Genomic DNA, 18,030 nt, shown 5'->3' with positions numbered 1-18,030 from the left:
CGGAAACCGAATCCGATTCCAGGTGTCCACCCAATTGATCCCCCCGGAATTCACCGGGGCCGATCCGCCCTGCGCCCCTGCTGCACCCACCGGACCAGGGGAAAGAGAAGGGAAACGCTGATCAGCACCATCCTCGTCCGCAGGCCGGCCCGCCGACCCGGCCCCGAGCCGCCCGAGGGCGAGCTCTCCCTGCAGGAGCCACCGGTCCTCCCCGAGCACGAGAACAGCATCTCGGGCGTGTTCATGTACCTGCCGATGGCGCTGAGCTCGCTCGCGATGGTGATGATGTTCATCCGGCCGGGCGGGGGCGCCCTGGGCACGGCGATGCCCTTCATCGCCGGCGGGATGATGCTGGTCGGGGCGGTGGCCATGGTCGGCGGACAGTTCCTGCGCACCCGGATCGAGCGCAGCCAGCGGCTTTCCGGGGACCGCCGGGACTACCTGCGCTACCTCGGCCAGATGCGCGGCCGGGTGCGGGGGATCGTGTCCGCCCAACGCGAGGCGCGCGCGTGGAACGGTCCCGATCCGGCCGCGCTGTGGTCGCTGGTGCGCACGAGCAGGCTCTGGGAACGCCGCGGGGGGCACGACGACTTCGCCGAGGTCCGCATCGCGCTGGGCGAACAGCCACTCCAGACCCGCATCGCTCCCCTGTCGACCAAACCGGTGGAGGACCTGGAACCGCTGTGCGCCCACGCGCTGCGCCGTTTCATCAACGCCTACGCCACCGTCGAGGACCTGCCGGTCTCGCTTTACCTACGGGGGTTCGCACATCTGGCCCTGCGCGGGGACGACGAATCCAGCCGTGCAATTATGCGCGCACTCGTGGGGCAGGTCACAGTATTTCACGCCCCGGATGAATTGCGCCTGGCAGCCTGCGTGAACGATGAGCGAATACCCGACTGGGAATGGATGAAATGGCTCCCGCATTGCCTGCACCCGACCGAGCGAGACGGCGCCGGACCCCTGCGGCTCATCACGTCGGACGCCATGGAACTCGAACGGATCGTCGGGCCGGAACTGGCCGACCGGCCGCCCTTCGACCCGCAGGCGGCACCCGGTCGTGACGAGCCCTTCACGGTCATCATCGTCGACGGCGGAGCCGTGCCACAAGGGTCGAGATTACTCAGCGGAGGCTTTCGAAACGCGATCGTGATCGAGGTGGGCGCCGAACGGGCCTGGGACGGCGCCCCGCACACCCTGTCCCTACGGGTCGCACCGGACTCGCTGGAGATGAGCGAGCTGGACCGGTCCGGGCGGGAGACGTTCTCCCCCCTCGGCCGTCCCGACGCGCTGGACCTCCCCCGGGCGCGCTCCCTGGCACGCATGCTGGCGCCCTACCGGGTCAGCGTCGCCGCCGACGTGGTGGAGCCGTTGACCACGGACTTCGACCTCACCACCCTGCTGGGCATCCCGAACCTGCACACCTGGGACGCCGCCCGCGAGTGGGAGCGCGAGCGCCCGGAGAGCCGACTGCGGGTGCCCATCGGTATCGCGGCCTCGGGTGCTCCACTGGAGCTGGACCTCAAGGAGTCGGCGCTGGGCGGGATGGGGCCGCACGGGATGCTGATCGGCGCCACCGGATCGGGCAAGAGCGAACTGCTCCGCACGCTCGTGCTGTCCCTGGCGCTCACCCACTCGTCCGAGACGCTCAACTTCGTGCTGGTGGACTTCAAGGGCGGCGCCACGTTCATCGGCCTGGACCGGCTGAACCACACCTCGGCGCTGATCACCAACCTGGCCGACGAAACGGCCCTGGTCGAACGCATGCGGGACGCCCTGCACGGCGAGCTCGTGCGCCGCCAGGAGCTCCTGCGTTCGGCGGGCAACTTCAGCTCGGTGCACGAGTACGAGAAGGGCCGCAGGAGCGACCCGGCCATGGAGCCCATGCCCACGCTGCTGGTGGTCGTGGACGAGTTCAGCGAGCTGCTCGCCGCCCACCGCGACTTCATGGACCTGTTCGTCATGATCGGGCGGCTGGGCCGGAGCCTGGGCGTGCACCTGCTGCTGGCGTCCCAACGGCTGGACGAGGGGCGCATGCACCAGCTGGAGAGCCACCTGTCCTACCGGATCGCGCTGCGCACGTTCTCGGCGATGGAGAGCCGGGGCGTGCTCGGGGTGGCCGACGCCCACAAACTCCCCCCGGCGCCCGGATCGGGCTACCTCAGGTCCGACACCGAGGAGCTGGTGCGGTTCAAGGCCGCCTACGTGTCGGGCCCCTACCGCGCCAAGCGCCGCGCCGGACGGGCGTCGACCGCCGCACGCGAGATCGCCCCCTTCCTCGCCGGGTACGTCGCCGGGCCCCCCGCACCCGCGGTGGAGCCCGAACCGGAACCGGAGGAGGGATCGGACGCGACCCTGCTGGAGACCGCACTGGAGGCGGTGCGCGAGGTCGGACCGCCCGCCCGACAGGTGTGGCTGCCCCCTCTGGGCGAGCCCCCCACGGTGGCGGGGCTGCTCCGGGCGAACGACGCTGGGGAGCTGCCCGCCTGGGGTGCCGAACCGGTGCTGTCCGTGCCGGTGGGGCTGGTGGACCGCCCCTTCGAGCAGCTGCGCACACCGCTGACCGCCGACCTGCGCGGGGCCGGCGGGCACACCGCGGTCATCGGCGGACCGCAGAGCGGCAAGAGCACCCTCCTGGTCTCGCTGATCACGGCGCTCGCGCTCACCAACACGCCCGAACAGGTGCAGTTCTACGTACTGGACTTCGGCGGCGGCACGCTGCGCGGTGTCGCGGACCTGCCCCACGTGGGCGGTATCTGCGGCCGGATCGACACCGAGCGCATCGTCCGCACCGTCGCGGAGATAACGGCGCTGCTGAGCCGACGCGAGCAGTTCTTCGCCGAACACGGCATCGACTCGATCGGCGCCTACCGGCGCCGGCGGTCCGCCGGGGAGTTCCCCGAGCAGCCCTACGGGGACGTCTTCCTGGTCATCGACGGCTGGGCCACCGTGCGCTCGGACATGCTCGACCTCATCCCCGACATCGTGCAGATCGCGCAGCGCGGCCTCAACTACGGCATCCACCTGGTCGTGGCCTCGCCGCGCTGGGCCGACGTGCAGTCGAGCCTGCGCGACCTGCTGGTCACCCGGTTCGAGCTCCGCCTGGGGGACGCGGTGGACTCGGCGATCAACATGCGCCAGGCCGAGAAGGTCCCCCGGGTTCCCGGACGCGGCCTGACCTCCGAGTTCAAACACTTCCTGGCCGCCCTACCGCAGGTGGCGGAGGGTCCCGAGGAGTCGGTGGCGGGTGTCGTGGACGCCGTCACCCGGAAGTGGACCGGCCCGTCGGCCCCACCGGTGCGGATGCTGCCGCTGTCGCTGCCGGCCGCGGACCTCCCGCCGACCGAGGACGGACCGCGGATCGCGCTGGGGTTGGAGGAGCGGCGCCTGGAACCGCTGTGGCACGACTTCTCGGTCCTGCCGCACCTGCTGGTCGTCGGCGACAACGAGAGCGGCAAGACCAACCTGCTGCGGCTGGTCACCCGCACCATCCGGGAGCGCTACAGCGCCACCGAGGCGCGCGTGGTCGTCGTGGACCCGCGGCGCGGCCTGTTCAACGCGATCCCCGAGGAGCAGCGCCTCGGCTACGCGGTGACCGGGGAGAGCGCCCGCGAGATGATGCAGGCCGCGGCCCAGGCGCTCAAACCCCGGCTGCCCGGACCGGAGGTCACCCCGGAGCAGCTGCGCGAGCGCTCGTGGTGGACCGGGCCCGAACTGTTCGTGGTCATCGACGACTACGACCTGCTGAGCTCGGGGGGCGGCGGCGGTCCGCTGACACCGCTGATGGACATGCTGCCCCAGGGCGCCGACATCGGGCTGCACCTGATCCTGGCGCGTGGGGCGGGGGGCTTCAGCCGAGCCATGGGCGAACCGGCCCTGCGGATGCTCATCGACGCCAACACCCCCAGCATGGTGCTGTCCTGCCCGCCCTCGGAGGGTGTGCTGTTCGGATCGCTGCGCCCGCAGCGGCTGCCTCCGGGGCGGGCGCTGCGCTTCGACCGCCGCGACCCGGTGAAGGTGCAGTTGGCGCTCGACCCCGAGACGGAGGAGGCCGCCGCCCGGGGCTGAGGGCTGTGCGCGGGCGGGGCGCCCCGCACGTGCGAGGAGACAGGCGCCGGCCGCCCTGCCGGAGGCACGGCGGTTCGGGCGGTCGGCGGTACCGGTGGACAGGAGCGGGAGGCCCCGTGGCGAACGGAACGAGATGGAACCGGGTACGGGTCGGGGCGGGGATGTGCGCAACGGCCGCACTGCTCCTGGTCGCGGGAGCGCCCGCGGCAGCGCAGGACGAGGTTCCGCCCGCGCTGCCCCGGGTGGCGCCCGAGCTCTCCGGGGACACGTGTACCGGCCCCTCCGAGGAGGTGGTCGACCAGGAGGTATGGACCGAGTACGCCCTCGGGCTCCCGCGGGCGCGGTCCACCTCCTCCGGGTCGGGGACCACCGTGGCCATCGTGGGCGCGGGCGTGGACGACTCCTCCGCCGCCCTGGCGGGGGCGGTGGACGGGGCGGGCGAGGACTGCACCGGGTTCGGGACCTTCCTGGCCGGGGTCGTCGCCGCGCGCCCGCAGCCGGGCAGCGCTCTGGTGGGGGTGGCGCCCGAGGCCCGGGTGGTGTCGGTGCCCGTCACCGACGACCGGGGGCTCGCCGACGCCGACGCGGTGGCCGGGGGCATCAACGAGGCCGTCGACGACGGCGCCGACATCGTCCTGGTGGGTGTCGCCATCCCGTTGGGGAGCCCCGGGCTCGACGCCGCGGTGGACACCGCCATCGAGGCGGACGTACTGGTCGTGGCCCCCTCCACGGCGGTCGTGCGGGGTGAGGTCCACGCCGCCGTCCCGGCAGCCCGCACCGAGGTGCTGGGGGTCGTCGCGACCGGCACCGACGGTTCCCCGCTGAACGCCGTGCCCGCCTCCGGGGAGGAGGGCCGCGTCTCGGCGCCCGACCTCGCCGCCCCGGGACAGGCCGTGCTGGGCCCGGCGCCCGGCGGGGACGGCCACGCGGTCGCCGAGGGGGACGCGGTCGCCGCTGCCTTCGTCGCCGGTGCGGCGGCGCTGGTCCGGTCCCACCACCCCGAGCTCGACGCCGCACGGACGGCCGAGCGCCTCACGGTTTCGGCGTACCCGGACGCCGGTGCGGGGCTCGGAGCCGGGACCCTCGACCCGGTGGGTGCTCTGACCCGGACCCTCGGGCCGCGCTCCCCGGGCGAGGGCCCCGAAACGGAGACCTTCGCGCTGGACCTGCCCGCGGAACCGACCCGGGGCCGCGTCCTGGCCGTGCTCGGGGGCACCGTTCTGCTCGTGGCGGTCTGCGGTGTGGGCGCCGCGGCCGTCCGGCGCCGCAGGAGTACGACCCCGGCCTGATCCTTCCGCCGGGCCCCCGCAGGGGCCCGGGGGCGTGCGGACGGAGCTGACCGCACGCGTGAGCGGACCGCTGATCTGACCGGGCCACCGGCCCGGCCGGGCGGTCGGCCTAGTTCAGGCCCTTGCGGGCCAGCAGGGGCTCCATACCGGGCTCGCGGCCCAGGAAGTCGGTGACCGCCCCCATCGGGTCGACGCTGCCGCCCAGGGACAGCACCCTCTCCCGGAAGCGGTCGCCGCCCGCACGGGTCAGTCCGCCGTTCTCCTTGAACCACTCGACGCTCTCGGCGTCCAGGACCTCGCTCCACACGTAGGAGTAGTAGCCCGCGCTGTAGCCGTCGTCGGAGAAGATGTGCTGGAAGTACGTGCTCCGGTAGCGGGGACGCACCAGCGGGTGCAGGGCGCCCGCGGCCTCCAGGGCCCTGGCCTCGAAGGAGGCCGGGTCCTCGACGGTCTCGCCGGGCGCAAGGCGGTGCCACGCCCAGTCGAGCAGCGCGGCGGCGAGGTACTCGAAGGTGGCGAAACCCTGGTTGAACTGGCCGGCCGCGGTCAGCCGCCGCACGAGTTCGTCGGGCACCGGCTCACCGGTCTCGTGGTGCCTGGCGTAGTGGGACAGCACCTCCGGCCACAGCGCCCACATCTCGTTGACCTGGGAGGGAAACTCGACGAAGTCGCGCGGCACGCTCGTGCCCTCCACCCTGGGAAAGCGCACCGCCGACAGCAGCCCGTGCAGGGCGTGGCCGAACTCGTGGAAGGCCGTCTCGACCTCGTCGAAGGTGAGCAGGGTGGGACCGGAGACCGGCTTGGTGATGTTCAGGTTGTTCACCACGACCGGCCGCTCGTCCAGGAGGAAGGACTGGTCGACCAGGTTGTGCATCCACGCGCCGCCACGCTTGGTCGGACGGGCGTAGGGGTCCAGCAGGAACAGGCCCAGCGCGGAGCCGTCCCCGTCGAGGACCTCCCAGGTGCGCATGTCGGGGTGGTACCCCGCCAGATCGGGGCGCTCGGTGAAGGTGACCCCGTAGAGCAGGGTCGCCGCGTGGAAGACGCCGTCCTCGATCACCCGGCCGAGTTCGAAGTAGGGGCGCAGGACGCTCTCGTCGAAGTCGTACCGGGCCTTGCGCACCTGCTCGGTGTAGTACGGCCAGTCCCACGGTTCGATGTCGTGCCCGGCGTACTCGGCCAGTACCCGGGCCTCCTTCTCGACGTTGCGCCGTGCCGGGCCGACGAGCTGGCCGAGCCGCTCCTCGACCGCCTCGACGGTACCGGCGGTCTGGTCGGCCACCTTGTACGCCGCGTGGTCGGGGTACCCCAGCAGCCGGGCCCGCTCGGCGCGCAGCTCGGCCGTGCGGGCGGCGATCTCCAGGTTCTCCGGAGCGCGCCCGACGCTCAGCGTGTAGAGGCGCTCCCGGGTGGCACGATTGGTGAGCTGGGCCAGGGCGGGTTGCACGGTGGTGTTCAACAGCGGGAGGACGTACTCCCCGTCCTTCTCGATCGCGCTGAGCTGCGCCTCGTCCAAACCGTCGAGGTCGGCGGCGTCGGTGGTGACCAGGGAGGCTTCACCGGTCGCCCGGACGACGTTGGCGGAGAACTCCGTGCCGAGCTCGGCGAGCCGGGTGTTGAGCTCACGCAGGCGCTCCTGTTCCTGGTCGCCGAGATCGGCCCCGGCCTTGACGAAGTCGAGGCGGTACCGCTCCAGCAGCCAGGCCTCCTGCGGGTCGTCGGTGGTGACCTGCTGGATGCGGGCCCACAGGTCCCGGTTCAGGGAGACGGCGTCCCCGTGCTGCGAGGCGCGGGGGGCGATCTCCCGCTCGATCTCCCGGATGCCCTCGGTGGCGTCGGACCCGGCGAGGGTGTGCAGGACGGTCTCCACCCGCTTCAGGGTCGCACCGGAGCGCTCCAGTGCCGCGATGGTGTTGTCGAAGGTCGCGGGCTCCGGGTTGGCGACGATCGCGTCGACCTCGGCGAGGTGCTCGGCCACCCCCTGCTCGAAGGCGGGCAGGAAGTGCTCCTCGCGGATCGCCGCGAAGTCGGGCAGCCGGTAGGGGAGTTCGCTGGGTGACAGGAACGGGTTGGCGGTCAAGGGGTGGTGCTCCTCGTTCTTCGGGGCCAGGGCGCTGGTCACGGCCTGGGCGCTCGTGCCGTTCTACCTTGCCGACCGCGAGCTGTCACCCGGGTTCGGCTCACCCGTCCCCGACGACGTGCGGGTCGGGCAGCGGCTCCTCCCCGTCGGCCATGGGCAGCTCCACGATCGGGACGTAGCGTCCGGTCGCCTCCCCGGCGCCCTCCGGACTGTAGGTGAGCGTTCCGCCGCCCGCGCGAACGTCGTGTGCGGAGTTGAGCAGCATCAGTCTGGCCCTTACCTCGGCGGGGGTCGGGGTGCTCCCCTCCGCCCCCAGCCCGTTGGTCATCCGAACCGCGTGGGCGGCGACCGCCACGGCGTCGTGGGTGACCAGCGCGTAGCCGTTGCTGAGCCCGTCGACGCGCGCGGACGGGGCGTACTCCAGGTAGGCGTCGCGGAAGTCCGGGTAGCCGGGCGGAACCGCGTTCGAGGTGGGGTCGGCGGTCTCCCATCGGGTGTCGGTCCCGGAGGCGTACACCAGGGAGATGTCGTTCTCGGCCAGGAGCGCCAGGGTCTCCTCGTCGTCGAGGACGCTCAGCCCGGTGGCGACGAACAGGATGCGCAGCGGACGGGGCCCGCCGCACCTGTTCGAGGCCAGGGCGGCCAGGAACTCGTCGAGGTCGGGGGAGCGTCCGGCGAACAGGATCGTGTCGACCCCGGCGCCGCACACGTTCTGGGTCACGTCGTGGAACAGACCGCTGACCGGGGCGTCGCCGACGGTGGTCCCGTCGTACTGCTGGGTGGAGCCGTCGATGTGGTCGTGGAGCTGCTCCTGGTAGGCCTCGTACAGCGTGGAGACGAACAGGTCCGGTTCGGTCCGGTCGTGCACGATGAGCGCCCGGACCGGGTCGGAGAGCCCGTCGAGGTAGGCGTCGAGCGCCCTGACGTACTCGGTGTTGCTGGGGAGCACCCGGATCACGCCGGGCAGGGCCGGCTCCCCCTCGGTCCCGGCGTCGTCCAGCCCTCCGGGGCCGTGCGCCAGGCCGTCCGCGGTGAGCGCCGAGGAGACCATCGGGATGTCGTTCTCGTTCAGCCGCGCCGCGGCCTCGCGGGTGCTCTGGATGCTCACCCCCATGCCGGTGACGGCCACCAGCGGTCGGTCCTCGTCCTGCGACATGGCCACGAGCTCGTCCACGACCGGCTCCCACTGGCGCTGCTGGCTGCCGATGTTGGCCAGGACCAGCTGGATCTGCGGGGTCGGGTCCGCGAAGTCGCGGGTGTGGTTGGCGCGCATGACGGCGGTGTAGGCGCCCTCCAGGGATCGGCGCATCCGCTCGGGGTCCATCGGGCTGACCCGGTCGAAGGTCAGGATGCCGAGGAACGCGATCCGGACCACGGGGGTGCTGTCGGAGAGGGCGTCGACGCGCTCGTTCTCCTGCCTGATGAGTTCCTGGATGTCGGTGAAGTCCTCGTGGAAGACGTGTGAGCCGTCGGTGACGCCGACGCACTGGCCGCCGGTCTCCCGGACCCCGTTGCCGGGACCGCCGCAGGTGAACCGGTCCCACAGGGCCACGGTGGTGACGACGAGGGTGACGGCGAGTGCGGCCGCCGACCCCAGCAGCAAGGCTCGTCTCCAGTCCTTACCACCCGTGTCGGCCATCCGTGGTCACCTCTCCTCTGCGTTCCGCTTCCCCCGGCGGCTCGTCCGGTCCGCCCTCCGGCAGGACTTCCGGAGTCTGCCCGTTGGACGGTCAAGGACCCATGATGCGCGTTTTTCCTCGATGTATGAGTGGCTCCGCCTTTCGTAACGCAGGCGTTATAAGAATTCCCTCACTTTCCGCACTGAAAATCACCGGAATCACTTTTGATACCTGAAGTCGATTTCGGGACCTGAGGCCCGAACCACGCCCCCACACCGTTTCCCCACTCCCCTCCCTCTCGGACAGAACCGTCCGGTTCCCGACCCGCTCCCCGCCCCGGGCCCCGCTCGGGGCTCTGGTTACATGGGCGTGCGCCGGCTCACACGGAGGTGTCAGTTGCCCGACCCCGTAGGCGTCCCCGGCCCCTGGGGGACCCGACCACTCCCCCGCACGGCCCTTCCGCCCATCGGTGCCCCCGACCTGCGCGGCCCCCTCCGCTACGTGTGGTGGCTGATCTCCGCCCAGCCATGGCGCGTCCTGCGCGGCTCCCTCTACGGCACCCTGTGGATGGCGGGGCTGATGGTCCCGCCCTACCTGCTCTCCCGCGCCATCGACGACGGTCTGCGCGCCGGGAACACCAGGGCCCTGGTCCTGTGGGCCGGCGTCACCGCCGCGGTGGCCGTGGCCACCGCGGCGGTGTCGATCCTGCGGCACCGGACGCTGTCCCTGGTCCGGATGGACGCCGCGCACCGGACCATGCGGGTGGTCACCAGGCACGCCACTGTGCTGGGCGCGTCCCTGGCCCGCCGGGTCACCTCCGGGGAGCTCTCCACCGTGCAGGCCTCGGACGTGCTGCTGATCTCCCACATCCTCACCCTGACCGGCCCCGGGGTGGGCGCGGTCATCGCCTACGCGGGCGTCTCGGTCCTGCTGTTCACCGTCTCCCCGCTGCTCGCCGCGATCGTCGTGCTGGGTCTGCCGGTGCTGGCGGTACTCATCGGCCCCCTGATGGGGCGGCTGCACGGCCGGCAGAGCGTCTACCGGGAGCACCAGGGGCGGACCACTGCCCTGGCCGGGGACATCGTGTCCGGACTGCGGGTGCTGTGCGGGATCGGCGGCAAGGCGCACTTCGCCCGCCGGTACGGGGAGCGGTCCGAGGAGCTGCTGCGCCAGGGCTACCGGGTCAGCGAGACCACCAGCTGGTTCCAGGCGGTGAGCTCCTGCCTGCCGGTGGTCTTCCTCGGCGCGGTCACCTGGGCGGCCGCCCGGATGGCCGTGACCGGGCAGATCACCGTCGGCGAGACCGTCGCCGTCTACGCCTACGTGGCGGTGCTCGTCCTCCCGGTGTTCTTCCTCGTCGAGGGGGTCAGCACCCTGGTCCAGGGGCTGGTCTGCGTGCGGCGGGTGCTCGACCTGCTCACCCTCGAACCCCCGCTCACCGGCAGCGGCAGGGACCGCCCCGGGCCGGCCGGGGGCTCGGAGCTGGTCGAACCGTGCTCCGGGTTGACCGTCCCGCCGGGCCGCACCACCGCCCTCGTCTGCGCCGACGCACACGGGACCGCCGCGGTCGTGGACCGGCTGGGCCGCTACACCGACTCCGACACCCGGTGGGGCGGCGTCCCGCTTCGGGACATGGCGCTCGACGAGGTCCGCCGCCGGATCCTGGTCAGCGACAACGAGTCCTACCTGTTCGCCGGTTCCCTGCGCGAGGTCCTGGACCCGCACGGGACGCACACCGACGCCGGGATCCGCTCGGCGCTGCACGTCGCGGGCGCCGACGACGTGGTCGCGACCATGCCCGACGGCCTGGACTCCGCGGTGGAACCGCAGGGCCGCAACCTCTCCGGCGGCCAGCGCCAGCGGGTCCGGCTGGCCCGGGCGCTGCTCGCCGACCCCGAGGTCCTGCTCCTGGTCGAACCCACCTCGGCCGTGGACGCGCACACCGAGGCCACCGTCGCCGACCGGCTGCACGAGGCACGGGCCGGGCGCACCACGGTGGTCGCGGGCACCTCGCCCCTGCTGCTGGACCGCGCGGACCAGGTGGTCCTGCTGGTGGCCGGGCGGGTCGCGGCCGTGGGGACCCACGGCGAACTGCTCGCCACCGTGCCGGACTACCGGGCGCTGGTCTTCCGCGGCGCCGAGGAGGAGGGGACCCCGGTATGAGTGAACGGCTCCCGGTCGCCGACCGCGCCCAGGTGCGCCGCGACACCGCCCGCCTGTTGGGCGCCGAACGCGGGCGGGTGGCCTGGCTGGTGCTGCTGACCTGTCTGGCCACCGGGGCCGGGCTGGTCGGCCCCTACCTGCTGGGCCGGATCGTCAACATGGTGGAGGACGGCACCGCCACCCTGGGCACGGTGGACCTGCTCGCCGCCGGTGTGGTCGCGGCGGCCTGCGTCCAGCTCCTGCTGACCCGGTACGCGCGCCGGGCCGTCCACCGCTTCGGCGAGCACGTCCTGCGGCGGCTGCGCGAGGACTTCGTCGGCCGGGTGCTGGCGCTGCCCACCCGGGTGGTGGAGCGTTCGGGCACCGGCGACCTCACCACGCGGGCCTCCTCGGACGTGGTGACCGTGGGCAACAGCCTGCGCGGGGCACTGCCCGAGATCAGCACGGCCCTCCTCCAGGTCCTGGTCCTGCTGGCCGCGATCACCTGGATCCACCCGTTGCTGGGACTGTGCTCCCTGCTGGGGGTCCCCCTGATGTGGCCGACGGCACGCTGGTACCTGAAGCGCTCGCGTGAGACCTACCTGGCGGAGGGGGCCGCGCTCTCGACCGCCCTGGAGGGCGCCACCGCCACGGCCGAGGGCGGGCGCACCGTGGAGGCCCTGGGCGTCCAGAAGGACCGCCGGGAGGTGACCGACCGGGACCTCGGCGTCCTGTACCGGGCCCGCCGGGGCGGCCTGCGGCTGCGGTCGGTGCTGTTCCCGGTCGCCGAGTCGGTCTTCGTGCTGCCAACCGCCTTCGCCCTGCTGGTGGGCGGGGTGCTGTACCTGGGCGGCGGGATCGGCCTCGGCGCCCTGGTGACCTGCCTGCTGTACGTGCAGCAGTTGGTGGACCCGATGATCGGCATCACCCAGCGGCTGGAGGAGCTCCAACGGGCCGGGGCCTCCTTCGCCCGGCTGCGGGGCGTGCAGCGGCTGCCCGAGGAGACCTCCGCCCCGGGCGGGATCCCCCAGGACGACCGGATCGAACTGTGCGGTGTCCGCTACGCCTACGTGCCCGGCCACGACGTCCTGCGCGGTATCGACCTGGGCGTGCGCCCCGGCGAGCGGCTGGCGGTGGTCGGCCCGTCAGGGGCGGGCAAGACCACGATCGGCCGCCTGCTGTCCGGGGCGGACGTCCCCGGCTCGGGCCGGGTCCTGCTCGGCGGTGTGCCCGTCACCGAACTCTCCCCCGAGGTGCTGCGCGAGCGGATCGTGCTGGTCGACCAGGAGCACCACGTGTTCACCGGGACGCTGCGGGAGAACCTGGCCGTCGCAGCCTCCGACGCGGACGACGAGAGGCTGCTCCGCGCCCTGGACGCGGTGGACGCCGACTGGGCGCGGGAGCTGCCCGAGTGCCTGGACACCCGGGTGGGATCGGGCGGCCGGGCCCTGGACCCGGCCCGGGCCCAGCAGGTGGCGCTGGCCCGGGTGGTGCTGCTGGACCCGCACACCGTGGTCCTGGACGAGGCCACCTCCCTGTTGGACCCGAGGACGGCGCGGCAGGCGGAGCGGTCCCTGGCGGCGGTGCTGGAGGGGCGTACGGTGATCGCGATCGCGCACCGGCTGCACACCGCGCACGACGCCGACCGGGTCGCGGTGGTGGAGGACGGGCGGATCAGCGAGCTGGGGACGCACGACGAACTGATCGCGGCGGGCGGGGCCTACGCGGCCCTGTGGAGCTCCTGGCACGGCAGCGGCTGAACAACGGCGGCCGAGGGATGCGCGGGGCCGACGGGCAGGGCCGGTCCCCGCGCGCCGGTCAGCCCCGGGTACCGACCGGGGTGATGAACTCCAGGCGGTTGCCGTTGTTGTCGCGGGTGTGGAAACGGCGGTGACCGGGGAGGTCGTCGTTCCAGACGATCTCGTACCCGGCGGCGGTGAGGCGCTCGGCGAGGGCGTCGAGCTCCCGGACGAGGATGCCGGGGTGGGCCTTGCGCTGCGGGGCGAAGTCCCTCTCCACACCCAGGTGGAGTTCCAGACCGTCGGCGCGGACCCACAGACCGCCGCGCGCGGCCAGGGCCGAGGGCTTGGGGATCTCGACGAAGCCGAGGACGTCCACGTAGAAGGCGCGGCAAGCCTCCTCCCCGCCCGGGGGCAGGGAGATCTGGACGTGGTGGAGCCCGAAGCCGAACCCCGTGGCGGTGTCCGGTGTGTCCTCGGTGCGGGGGGTGGCCATACTTACCTCTCTCGGTGTGCGGACGGCTCCCGGTGCGCGGACGGCGGGGGCGAGGGGCGTTCGTGGACGTGTTCCAGGCCGTCGATGTCGTCCCACTGCTCGCCGACCCGTTCGAAGCCGAAACCGGCGATGGTCGCCAGGGATGCGGCGTTGTCCGGTCGGATCGAGGCCCGCACGGTGGCGACCTCCGGAGAGGCGTCGGCCCTGCGGAGCAGTTCGACCAGGGTCGCCCGCGCGTAGCCGCGGCGGCGCAGTTCGGGCACGACGGAGTAGCCGATCTCCACCATCCGGCGCTCGTCCGGGGGACCGTGGAAACCGGCGTGGCCGACCGCCCGGCCGTCGTCGGCGTCCACGACCACGTACGCGAGCCAGCCCGCCCGGCCGGGCACGGCCCGGAGCTGGCCGAGGCGGTACCGGCTCAGCCAGCGCATCTCCGCACTCGCGAAGTGCTCCCCGAGGTCGGTGCCGAGCAGCGCACCCGCGGTCTCCGTGTCCCCCTCCGCCAGGGCGGCGAGCACGGGTTCGACCATCTCCACCAGCCGTATCCGGGGTGGACTGGTGCGTCGCGGTCCGAGTGGCGGGTCCGTGTCCGTGTCTGTCACCGTTCCATCCTTCCCTCCGCGGGCATCCGGTACAACGTGTTTTCGCCCGCCCCACGTCCCTGAACGGGGTTCTCCCGCCCGGCGTTCCGTGCGACGTTCCGTCCGGCGGACCACGGACCGTCGGAGCCGTCCGGGACGATGGACGCAGCCATCCGTACCGCCTCTTCGGGGAGCACCTTTGACCGACACCGACGACCGCCGCTGCGCCTGGGCGCGGAACGCGTCCGAACTGATGACCGCCTACCACGACACCGAGTGGGGGCGCGTCTCGCACGAGGACGGGTACCTGTTCGAGATGCTCGTCCTGGAGGGCGCCCAGGCCGGCCTGTCCTGGTCCACGGTGCTGAACAAACGCGAGAACTACCGGCGCGCGATGGACGGTTTCGACTACGAGCGGATCGCCGCCTACGGGCAGGCGGAGACGGATCGGCTGCTCGCCGACCCCGGGATCGTCCGCAACCGCCTCAAGGTCGCCTCCGCGGTACGCAACGCCCGGGCCTTCCTGGCGGTGCGCGAGGAGTTCGGAAGCTTCGACGCCTACCTGTGGGGGTGGGTACCGGGACCGGTCGTCGGCCACTGGGCCTCGGCCGGGCAGGTCCCGGTGACCACCGACCTGTCGGACCGGCTGAGCCGGGACCTGAGGAAGCGAGGGTTCAACTTCGTGGGGAGCACGATCGTCTACTCCTACCTGCAAGCCACCGGTCTGGTCGAGGACCACCTGGAGGACTGCCCCGCCAAACCCGGGTAGGCCCGCCCGAAGCCCCTCCCGACCTGCTCCGGAAAGAGGACACCAGAAAACTTTATGCCCTAAGGAATTATCTTCCCGGGTCCCCGCGTTCCCTTGTCCGTACGCCGTACTGTACGAAGTACGAACGAGGAGGGACCCATGGCAGCAGCACCGGCGCGCACAGCGCCAGCCGTCAGCGCACGCGGGATCGGCAGGAGGTTCAAGGACAGGTGGGCCCTGCGCGGGTTCGACCTGGAGGTCGGCCGGGGCACCGTCCACGGCCTGCTCGGGCCCAACGGTGCCGGGAAGTCCACGGCGGTCCGCGTGCTCACCACCCTGCTCCGCCCGCACGAGGGCACCGCGCAGGTCGCCGGGTACGACGTGGCCACACAGGGCGCCCGGGTCCGCCACCGGATCGGGCTGGTCGGCCAGAACGCCGCCGTGGACGAGATCCTCAGCGGCCGCCAGAACCTGGAGCTCTTCGGCCGCCTCCACCACCTGGTCGGCCGCGCGGCCGACCGCAGGGCCGCCGAACTCCTGGAGCGCTTCGGCCTGTCCGACACCGGGAGGCGCCCGGTCAGCACCTACTCGGGCGGGATGCGCCGCAAGCTCGACCTGGCCGCCGGGATGATCCTCAGCCCGCCCGTGGTGTTCCTCGACGAACCCACCACCGGCCTCGACCCGCGCGGCCGTGACGAGGTCTGGGCCGCCGTGCGCGGCCTGGTCGACGGGGGTACGTCCGTCCTGCTCACCACCCAGTACCTGGAGGAGGCCGACCGGCTGGCCGACCGGATCTCGGTGGTCGACACCGGGCACGTGATCGCGGAGGGCACGCCCGCCGAACTCAAGTCGAGGATCGGCGGGGACCGGATCGACGTGGTCCTGCACGAGGGGCACGCCCTGGCGGAGGCCGCCGCCCTGATGGAGGGGGCCACCGGGCACCCCGTGCGCACCGCCCCGGAGGAGCGGCGGATCAGCGCCGAGGTGGACGACCGCGCGACCTCCCTGACCCGGGCCGTGCGCGCCCTGGACGAGGGCGGGGTGGCCGTGGCGGACGTGGTCCTGCGCAGCCCCAGCCTCGACGAGGTCTTCCTGCACCTGACCGGCCCCCGCGCGGGCACCGGCTCTCCCGCCGCCGCCCCGGTGACCGGCGGCACCACCGCACCCGAGCAGCAGGACACCGGCCAGGAGGTCCAGCGATGAACCGCACCGCCCCGAACCCCGCCGCGCCCGCCGCCCCGGCCCCCGCGCCGCCGAGCGGGCCCCTGAACCGCCTGGCCTGGGCCGCCGCCGACGGCTGGACCGTGGCCCGGCGCGACGTCACGCACTGGCTGCGCCAGCCGTGGGAGCTGCTCTTCGGACTGCTCTTCCCGGTCCTCATGGTGCTGATGTTCGTGTACCTGCTCGGCGGCGCCATGTCGGTACCGGGCGGCGGAAACTACACCGAGTACCTCATGCCCGGCATGTTCGCGATGGTCATGGTGTTCGGACTCGGAGAGACCGTCACCGCCGTGGCCACCGACTCCGCCCGCGGGATCACCGACCGGTTCCGCTCGATGCCGATGGCCGCCTCCGCAGTGGTCGTCGGCCGCTGCCTGGCGGACATGCTCCGCTCCACGGCCACCCTGATGATCCTGGTCGGGTTCGGGATGCTCGTGGGCTGGCAGTGGCACGGGAGCGCGGGGGCGGCCCTGGCCGGGTTCGGGCTGCTGCTCCTGCTGCGCTTCGCCCTGGTGTGGATCGGCGTCTACGTGGGCCTGGTCATGCGCGGCCAGGGCGGCATCGCCGTCATCCAGACCCTGGAGTTCCCGATCGGCTTCCTGTCCAACGCCTTCGTGGCCACCGCGACCATGCCGGTGTGGCTGGGCGCGGTCGCCGACTGGAACCCGATGTCGTCCACCGTGGCCGCCGCGCGCGGGCTGTTCGGCAACCCGGCGGCCGTCGGGGACGGCTGGGTCGCGCAGAACGCCCTCCTGATGGCGGTGGTCTGGCCGCTGCTGCTGGTCGCGGTGTTCGCACCGCTGTGCGTGCACCGGTACCGCAACCTCGGCGGCTGATCCGGCCCGGGCCGTGCCCCCGCCCGGCTTACACTGGCCCGTACGCCCCACGGAACCAGTACCAGGACGGACCGATGTCCCCGCAGCACAGCAAGAGTGGCGACCCCGCGCGCAGCCTGGCCCTGCTGTGGCGCACCCAGGAACCCGCGAGCCGCCGCCGGGGCAGGCCGGGGCTGAACGTCGACCGGATCGTGGCGGCCGCCACCGCCCTGGCCGACGCCGAGGGCCTGGCCGCGCTCTCGATGCGCAGGGTCGCGGAGGCCCTGGGCGTGGGCACGATGTCGCTCTACACCTACGTGCCGGGCAAGGGCGAGCTCATCGACCTGATGGTGGACACCGCCTACGCCGACCTGGACACGCAGGAGCGCTCCGGTACCTGGCGGGACCGGCTCCGCCGGATCGCGCACGCCAACCGGGAGCTGTACATCCGCCACCCGTGGATGCTGCAGACCGTCACCGTGCGCCTGCTCGGCCCGAACGTGATCGCCAAGTACGACCACGAACTCTCCGCGGTGGACGGGCTCGGCCTCAGCGAGATCGAGATGGACTCCACGGTCAACCTGGTCAACGGTTACGTGGAGAGCTCCGCCCGGCAGACCCTGGGCGCCGAGCAGGTCGCCTGGGAGTCCGGCATGGACGACGAGCAGTGGTGGCGGACCCACGATCCGCTGCTGGCCGCGCTGGTCGACGGCTCCCGGTACCCGACGGCCTCCCGGGTGGGTACCGCCGTCGGTCAGGCGCACCAGGCGGTCCACGCCCCCGAGCACGAGTTCTCCTTCGGCCTGGAGCGGGTCCTGGACGGCGTGCAGGTCCTGGTGGACGCCCGTTCCGCACCGGCTACGGGTTCCTCCTGACCGCCGGCCGCCAGGGGCCCCGCTCCCCGATCCGCCGCCTCTGCTGCGCGGCCCCGGTGTCGCGCCCGCCCCGCCCGGCCAGCCTGGCCGGGATTCCTGGCTAGATCACGTTGAACTTGGCGGCGGCCTCCGTCACGTGCAGGACCAGGCCCCGGATCCCGGAGAGCATCCGGCCGTAGGGCTCCCCGTCCGGGGTGACGTCGGCGTGGTCGCCGTCGGGCTGGAAGTGGGCGAGCTGACCGAAGTCACGGCCCCGGGCGATCCACGCCCGCCACTCGTCGTCGACCGCGGCGTCCCACGGGTGAATGGGCATGACGGAACCCTCCTGGATAGATATGCAGACCATTACATACCTTC

13 protein-coding genes are annotated in these 18,030 nt (G+C 72.7%); 8 read left to right on the top strand and 5 right to left on the bottom strand.

From position 1 onward, the window contains the following. The first annotated feature begins 120 nt into the window (after positions 1–120). Both eccCa and ACUKCB_RS22320 read left to right on the top strand, forming a co-directional pair. Positions 121–4,068, top strand: a complete 3,948-nt coding sequence (gene eccCa / locus ACUKCB_RS22325) for a type VII secretion protein EccCa (RefSeq protein WP_473041102.1) — start codon at positions 121–123, stop codon at positions 4,066–4,068. Positions 4,069–4,229: 161 nt separating this feature from the next. Then, positions 4,230–5,357, top strand: coding sequence for a S8 family serine peptidase (locus tag ACUKCB_RS22320; protein ID WP_473041101.1), 1,128 nt, complete (start codon positions 4,230–4,232; stop codon positions 5,355–5,357). Between the two features lie 109 nt (positions 5,358–5,466). Here ACUKCB_RS22320 and ACUKCB_RS22315 read toward each other — a convergent pair whose 3' ends face one another. Together ACUKCB_RS22315 and ACUKCB_RS22310 are read right to left on the bottom strand one after the other, a co-directional pair. After that, a complete protein-coding gene (locus ACUKCB_RS22315) occupies positions 5,467–7,437 on the bottom strand; it encodes a M3 family metallopeptidase (RefSeq protein ID WP_473041100.1) in 1,971 nt (656 codons plus the stop codon). Positions 7,438–7,537: 100 nt separating this feature from the next. Beyond that, positions 7,538–9,076 (bottom strand): type 1 periplasmic-binding domain-containing protein, encoded by a 1,539-nt coding sequence (locus tag ACUKCB_RS22310; protein ID WP_473037552.1) that lies wholly within the window; start codon positions 9,074–9,076, stop codon positions 7,538–7,540. A gap of 376 nt (positions 9,077–9,452) precedes the next feature. Here ACUKCB_RS22310 and ACUKCB_RS22305 point away from each other — a divergent pair, with 376 nt between their 5' ends. After that, a complete protein-coding gene (locus tag ACUKCB_RS22305) occupies positions 9,453–11,219 on the top strand; it encodes an ABC transporter ATP-binding protein (protein WP_473037551.1) in 1,767 nt (588 codons plus the stop codon). Beyond that, positions 11,216–12,958 (top strand): ABC transporter ATP-binding protein, encoded by a 1,743-nt coding sequence (locus ACUKCB_RS22300; RefSeq protein WP_473037549.1) that lies wholly within the window; start codon positions 11,216–11,218, stop codon positions 12,956–12,958. The genes ACUKCB_RS22305 and ACUKCB_RS22300 overlap by 4 nt, the downstream gene beginning before the upstream one ends. A gap of 58 nt (positions 12,959–13,016) precedes the next feature. Here the strand turns inward: ACUKCB_RS22300 and ACUKCB_RS22295 are convergent, their stop codons facing one another. Together ACUKCB_RS22295 and ACUKCB_RS22290 are read right to left on the bottom strand one after the other, a co-directional pair. After that, positions 13,017–13,433 carry a VOC family protein gene (locus tag ACUKCB_RS22295; RefSeq protein ID WP_473037548.1) on the bottom strand — a complete coding sequence of 139 codons (417 nt, stop codon included), beginning with the start codon at positions 13,431–13,433 and terminating at the stop codon, positions 13,017–13,019. 2 nt (positions 13,434–13,435) lie between these two features. Next, the gene (locus ACUKCB_RS22290) at positions 13,436–14,035 is read right to left on the bottom strand and encodes a GNAT family N-acetyltransferase (RefSeq protein ID WP_473037547.1); all 600 of its coding nucleotides are present in this window, start codon (positions 14,033–14,035) and stop codon (positions 13,436–13,438) included. A gap of 178 nt (positions 14,036–14,213) precedes the next feature. Between ACUKCB_RS22290 and ACUKCB_RS22285 the strand changes: the two genes are divergently transcribed. The 4 genes from ACUKCB_RS22285 (at position 14,214) to ACUKCB_RS22270 (ending at position 17,673) form a co-directional block, all read left to right on the top strand. Further along, positions 14,214–14,783, top strand: a complete 570-nt coding sequence (locus tag ACUKCB_RS22285) for a DNA-3-methyladenine glycosylase I (RefSeq protein ID WP_473037546.1) — start codon at positions 14,214–14,216, stop codon at positions 14,781–14,783. A 138-nt stretch (positions 14,784–14,921) separates the two neighbouring features. Then, complete coding sequence (locus tag ACUKCB_RS22280) at positions 14,922–15,965, top strand: ATP-binding cassette domain-containing protein (protein ID WP_473037545.1); 1,044 nt, start codon at positions 14,922–14,924, stop codon at positions 15,963–15,965. Continuing rightward, positions 15,962–16,819, top strand: coding sequence for an ABC transporter permease (locus ACUKCB_RS22275; RefSeq protein ID WP_473037544.1), 858 nt, complete (start codon positions 15,962–15,964; stop codon positions 16,817–16,819). The genes ACUKCB_RS22280 and ACUKCB_RS22275 overlap by 4 nt, the downstream gene beginning before the upstream one ends. Positions 16,820–16,893: 74 nt before the next feature. Next, positions 16,894–17,673: a TetR/AcrR family transcriptional regulator gene (locus ACUKCB_RS22270; protein WP_473037543.1), complete on the top strand. Its 780-nt coding sequence runs from the start codon at positions 16,894–16,896 to the stop codon at positions 17,671–17,673. 100 nt (positions 17,674–17,773) lie between these two features. Here the strand turns inward: ACUKCB_RS22270 and ACUKCB_RS22265 are convergent, their stop codons facing one another. Next, positions 17,774–17,986, bottom strand: a complete 213-nt coding sequence (locus ACUKCB_RS22265; RefSeq protein ID WP_473037542.1) for a hypothetical protein — start codon at positions 17,984–17,986, stop codon at positions 17,774–17,776. Between the last annotated feature and the right edge of the window lie 44 nt (positions 17,987–18,030).

It is taken from the genome of Nocardiopsis moroccensis (assembly GCF_055763695.1).
The sequence above is the reverse complement of the archived record's forward strand: the minus strand, read 5'-3'. Positions and strand labels throughout refer to the sequence as shown.

Excerpts from the sequence above, each read along its gene's own strand:
- ACUKCB_RS22320 (WP_473041101.1), top strand. The coding sequence starts at position 4,230 with ATGTGCGCAACGGCCGCACTGCTCCTGGTCGCGGGAGCGCCCGCGGCA.
- ACUKCB_RS22310 (WP_473037552.1), bottom strand. The coding sequence starts at position 9,076 with ATGGCCGACACGGGTGGTAAGGACTGGAGACGAGCCTTGCTGCTGGGG.
- ACUKCB_RS22300 (WP_473037549.1), top strand. The coding sequence starts at position 11,216 with ATGAGTGAACGGCTCCCGGTCGCCGACCGCGCCCAGGTGCGCCGCGAC.
- ACUKCB_RS22295 (WP_473037548.1), bottom strand. The coding sequence starts at position 13,433 with ATGGCCACCCCCCGCACCGAGGACACACCGGACACCGCCACGGGGTTC.
- ACUKCB_RS22280 (WP_473037545.1), top strand. The coding sequence starts at position 14,922 with ATGGCAGCAGCACCGGCGCGCACAGCGCCAGCCGTCAGCGCACGCGGG.
- ACUKCB_RS22275 (WP_473037544.1), top strand. The coding sequence starts at position 15,962 with ATGAACCGCACCGCCCCGAACCCCGCCGCGCCCGCCGCCCCGGCCCCC.
- ACUKCB_RS22270 (WP_473037543.1), top strand. The coding sequence starts at position 16,894 with ATGTCCCCGCAGCACAGCAAGAGTGGCGACCCCGCGCGCAGCCTGGCC.
- ACUKCB_RS22265 (WP_473037542.1), bottom strand. The coding sequence starts at position 17,986 with ATGCCCATTCACCCGTGGGACGCCGCGGTCGACGACGAGTGGCGGGCG.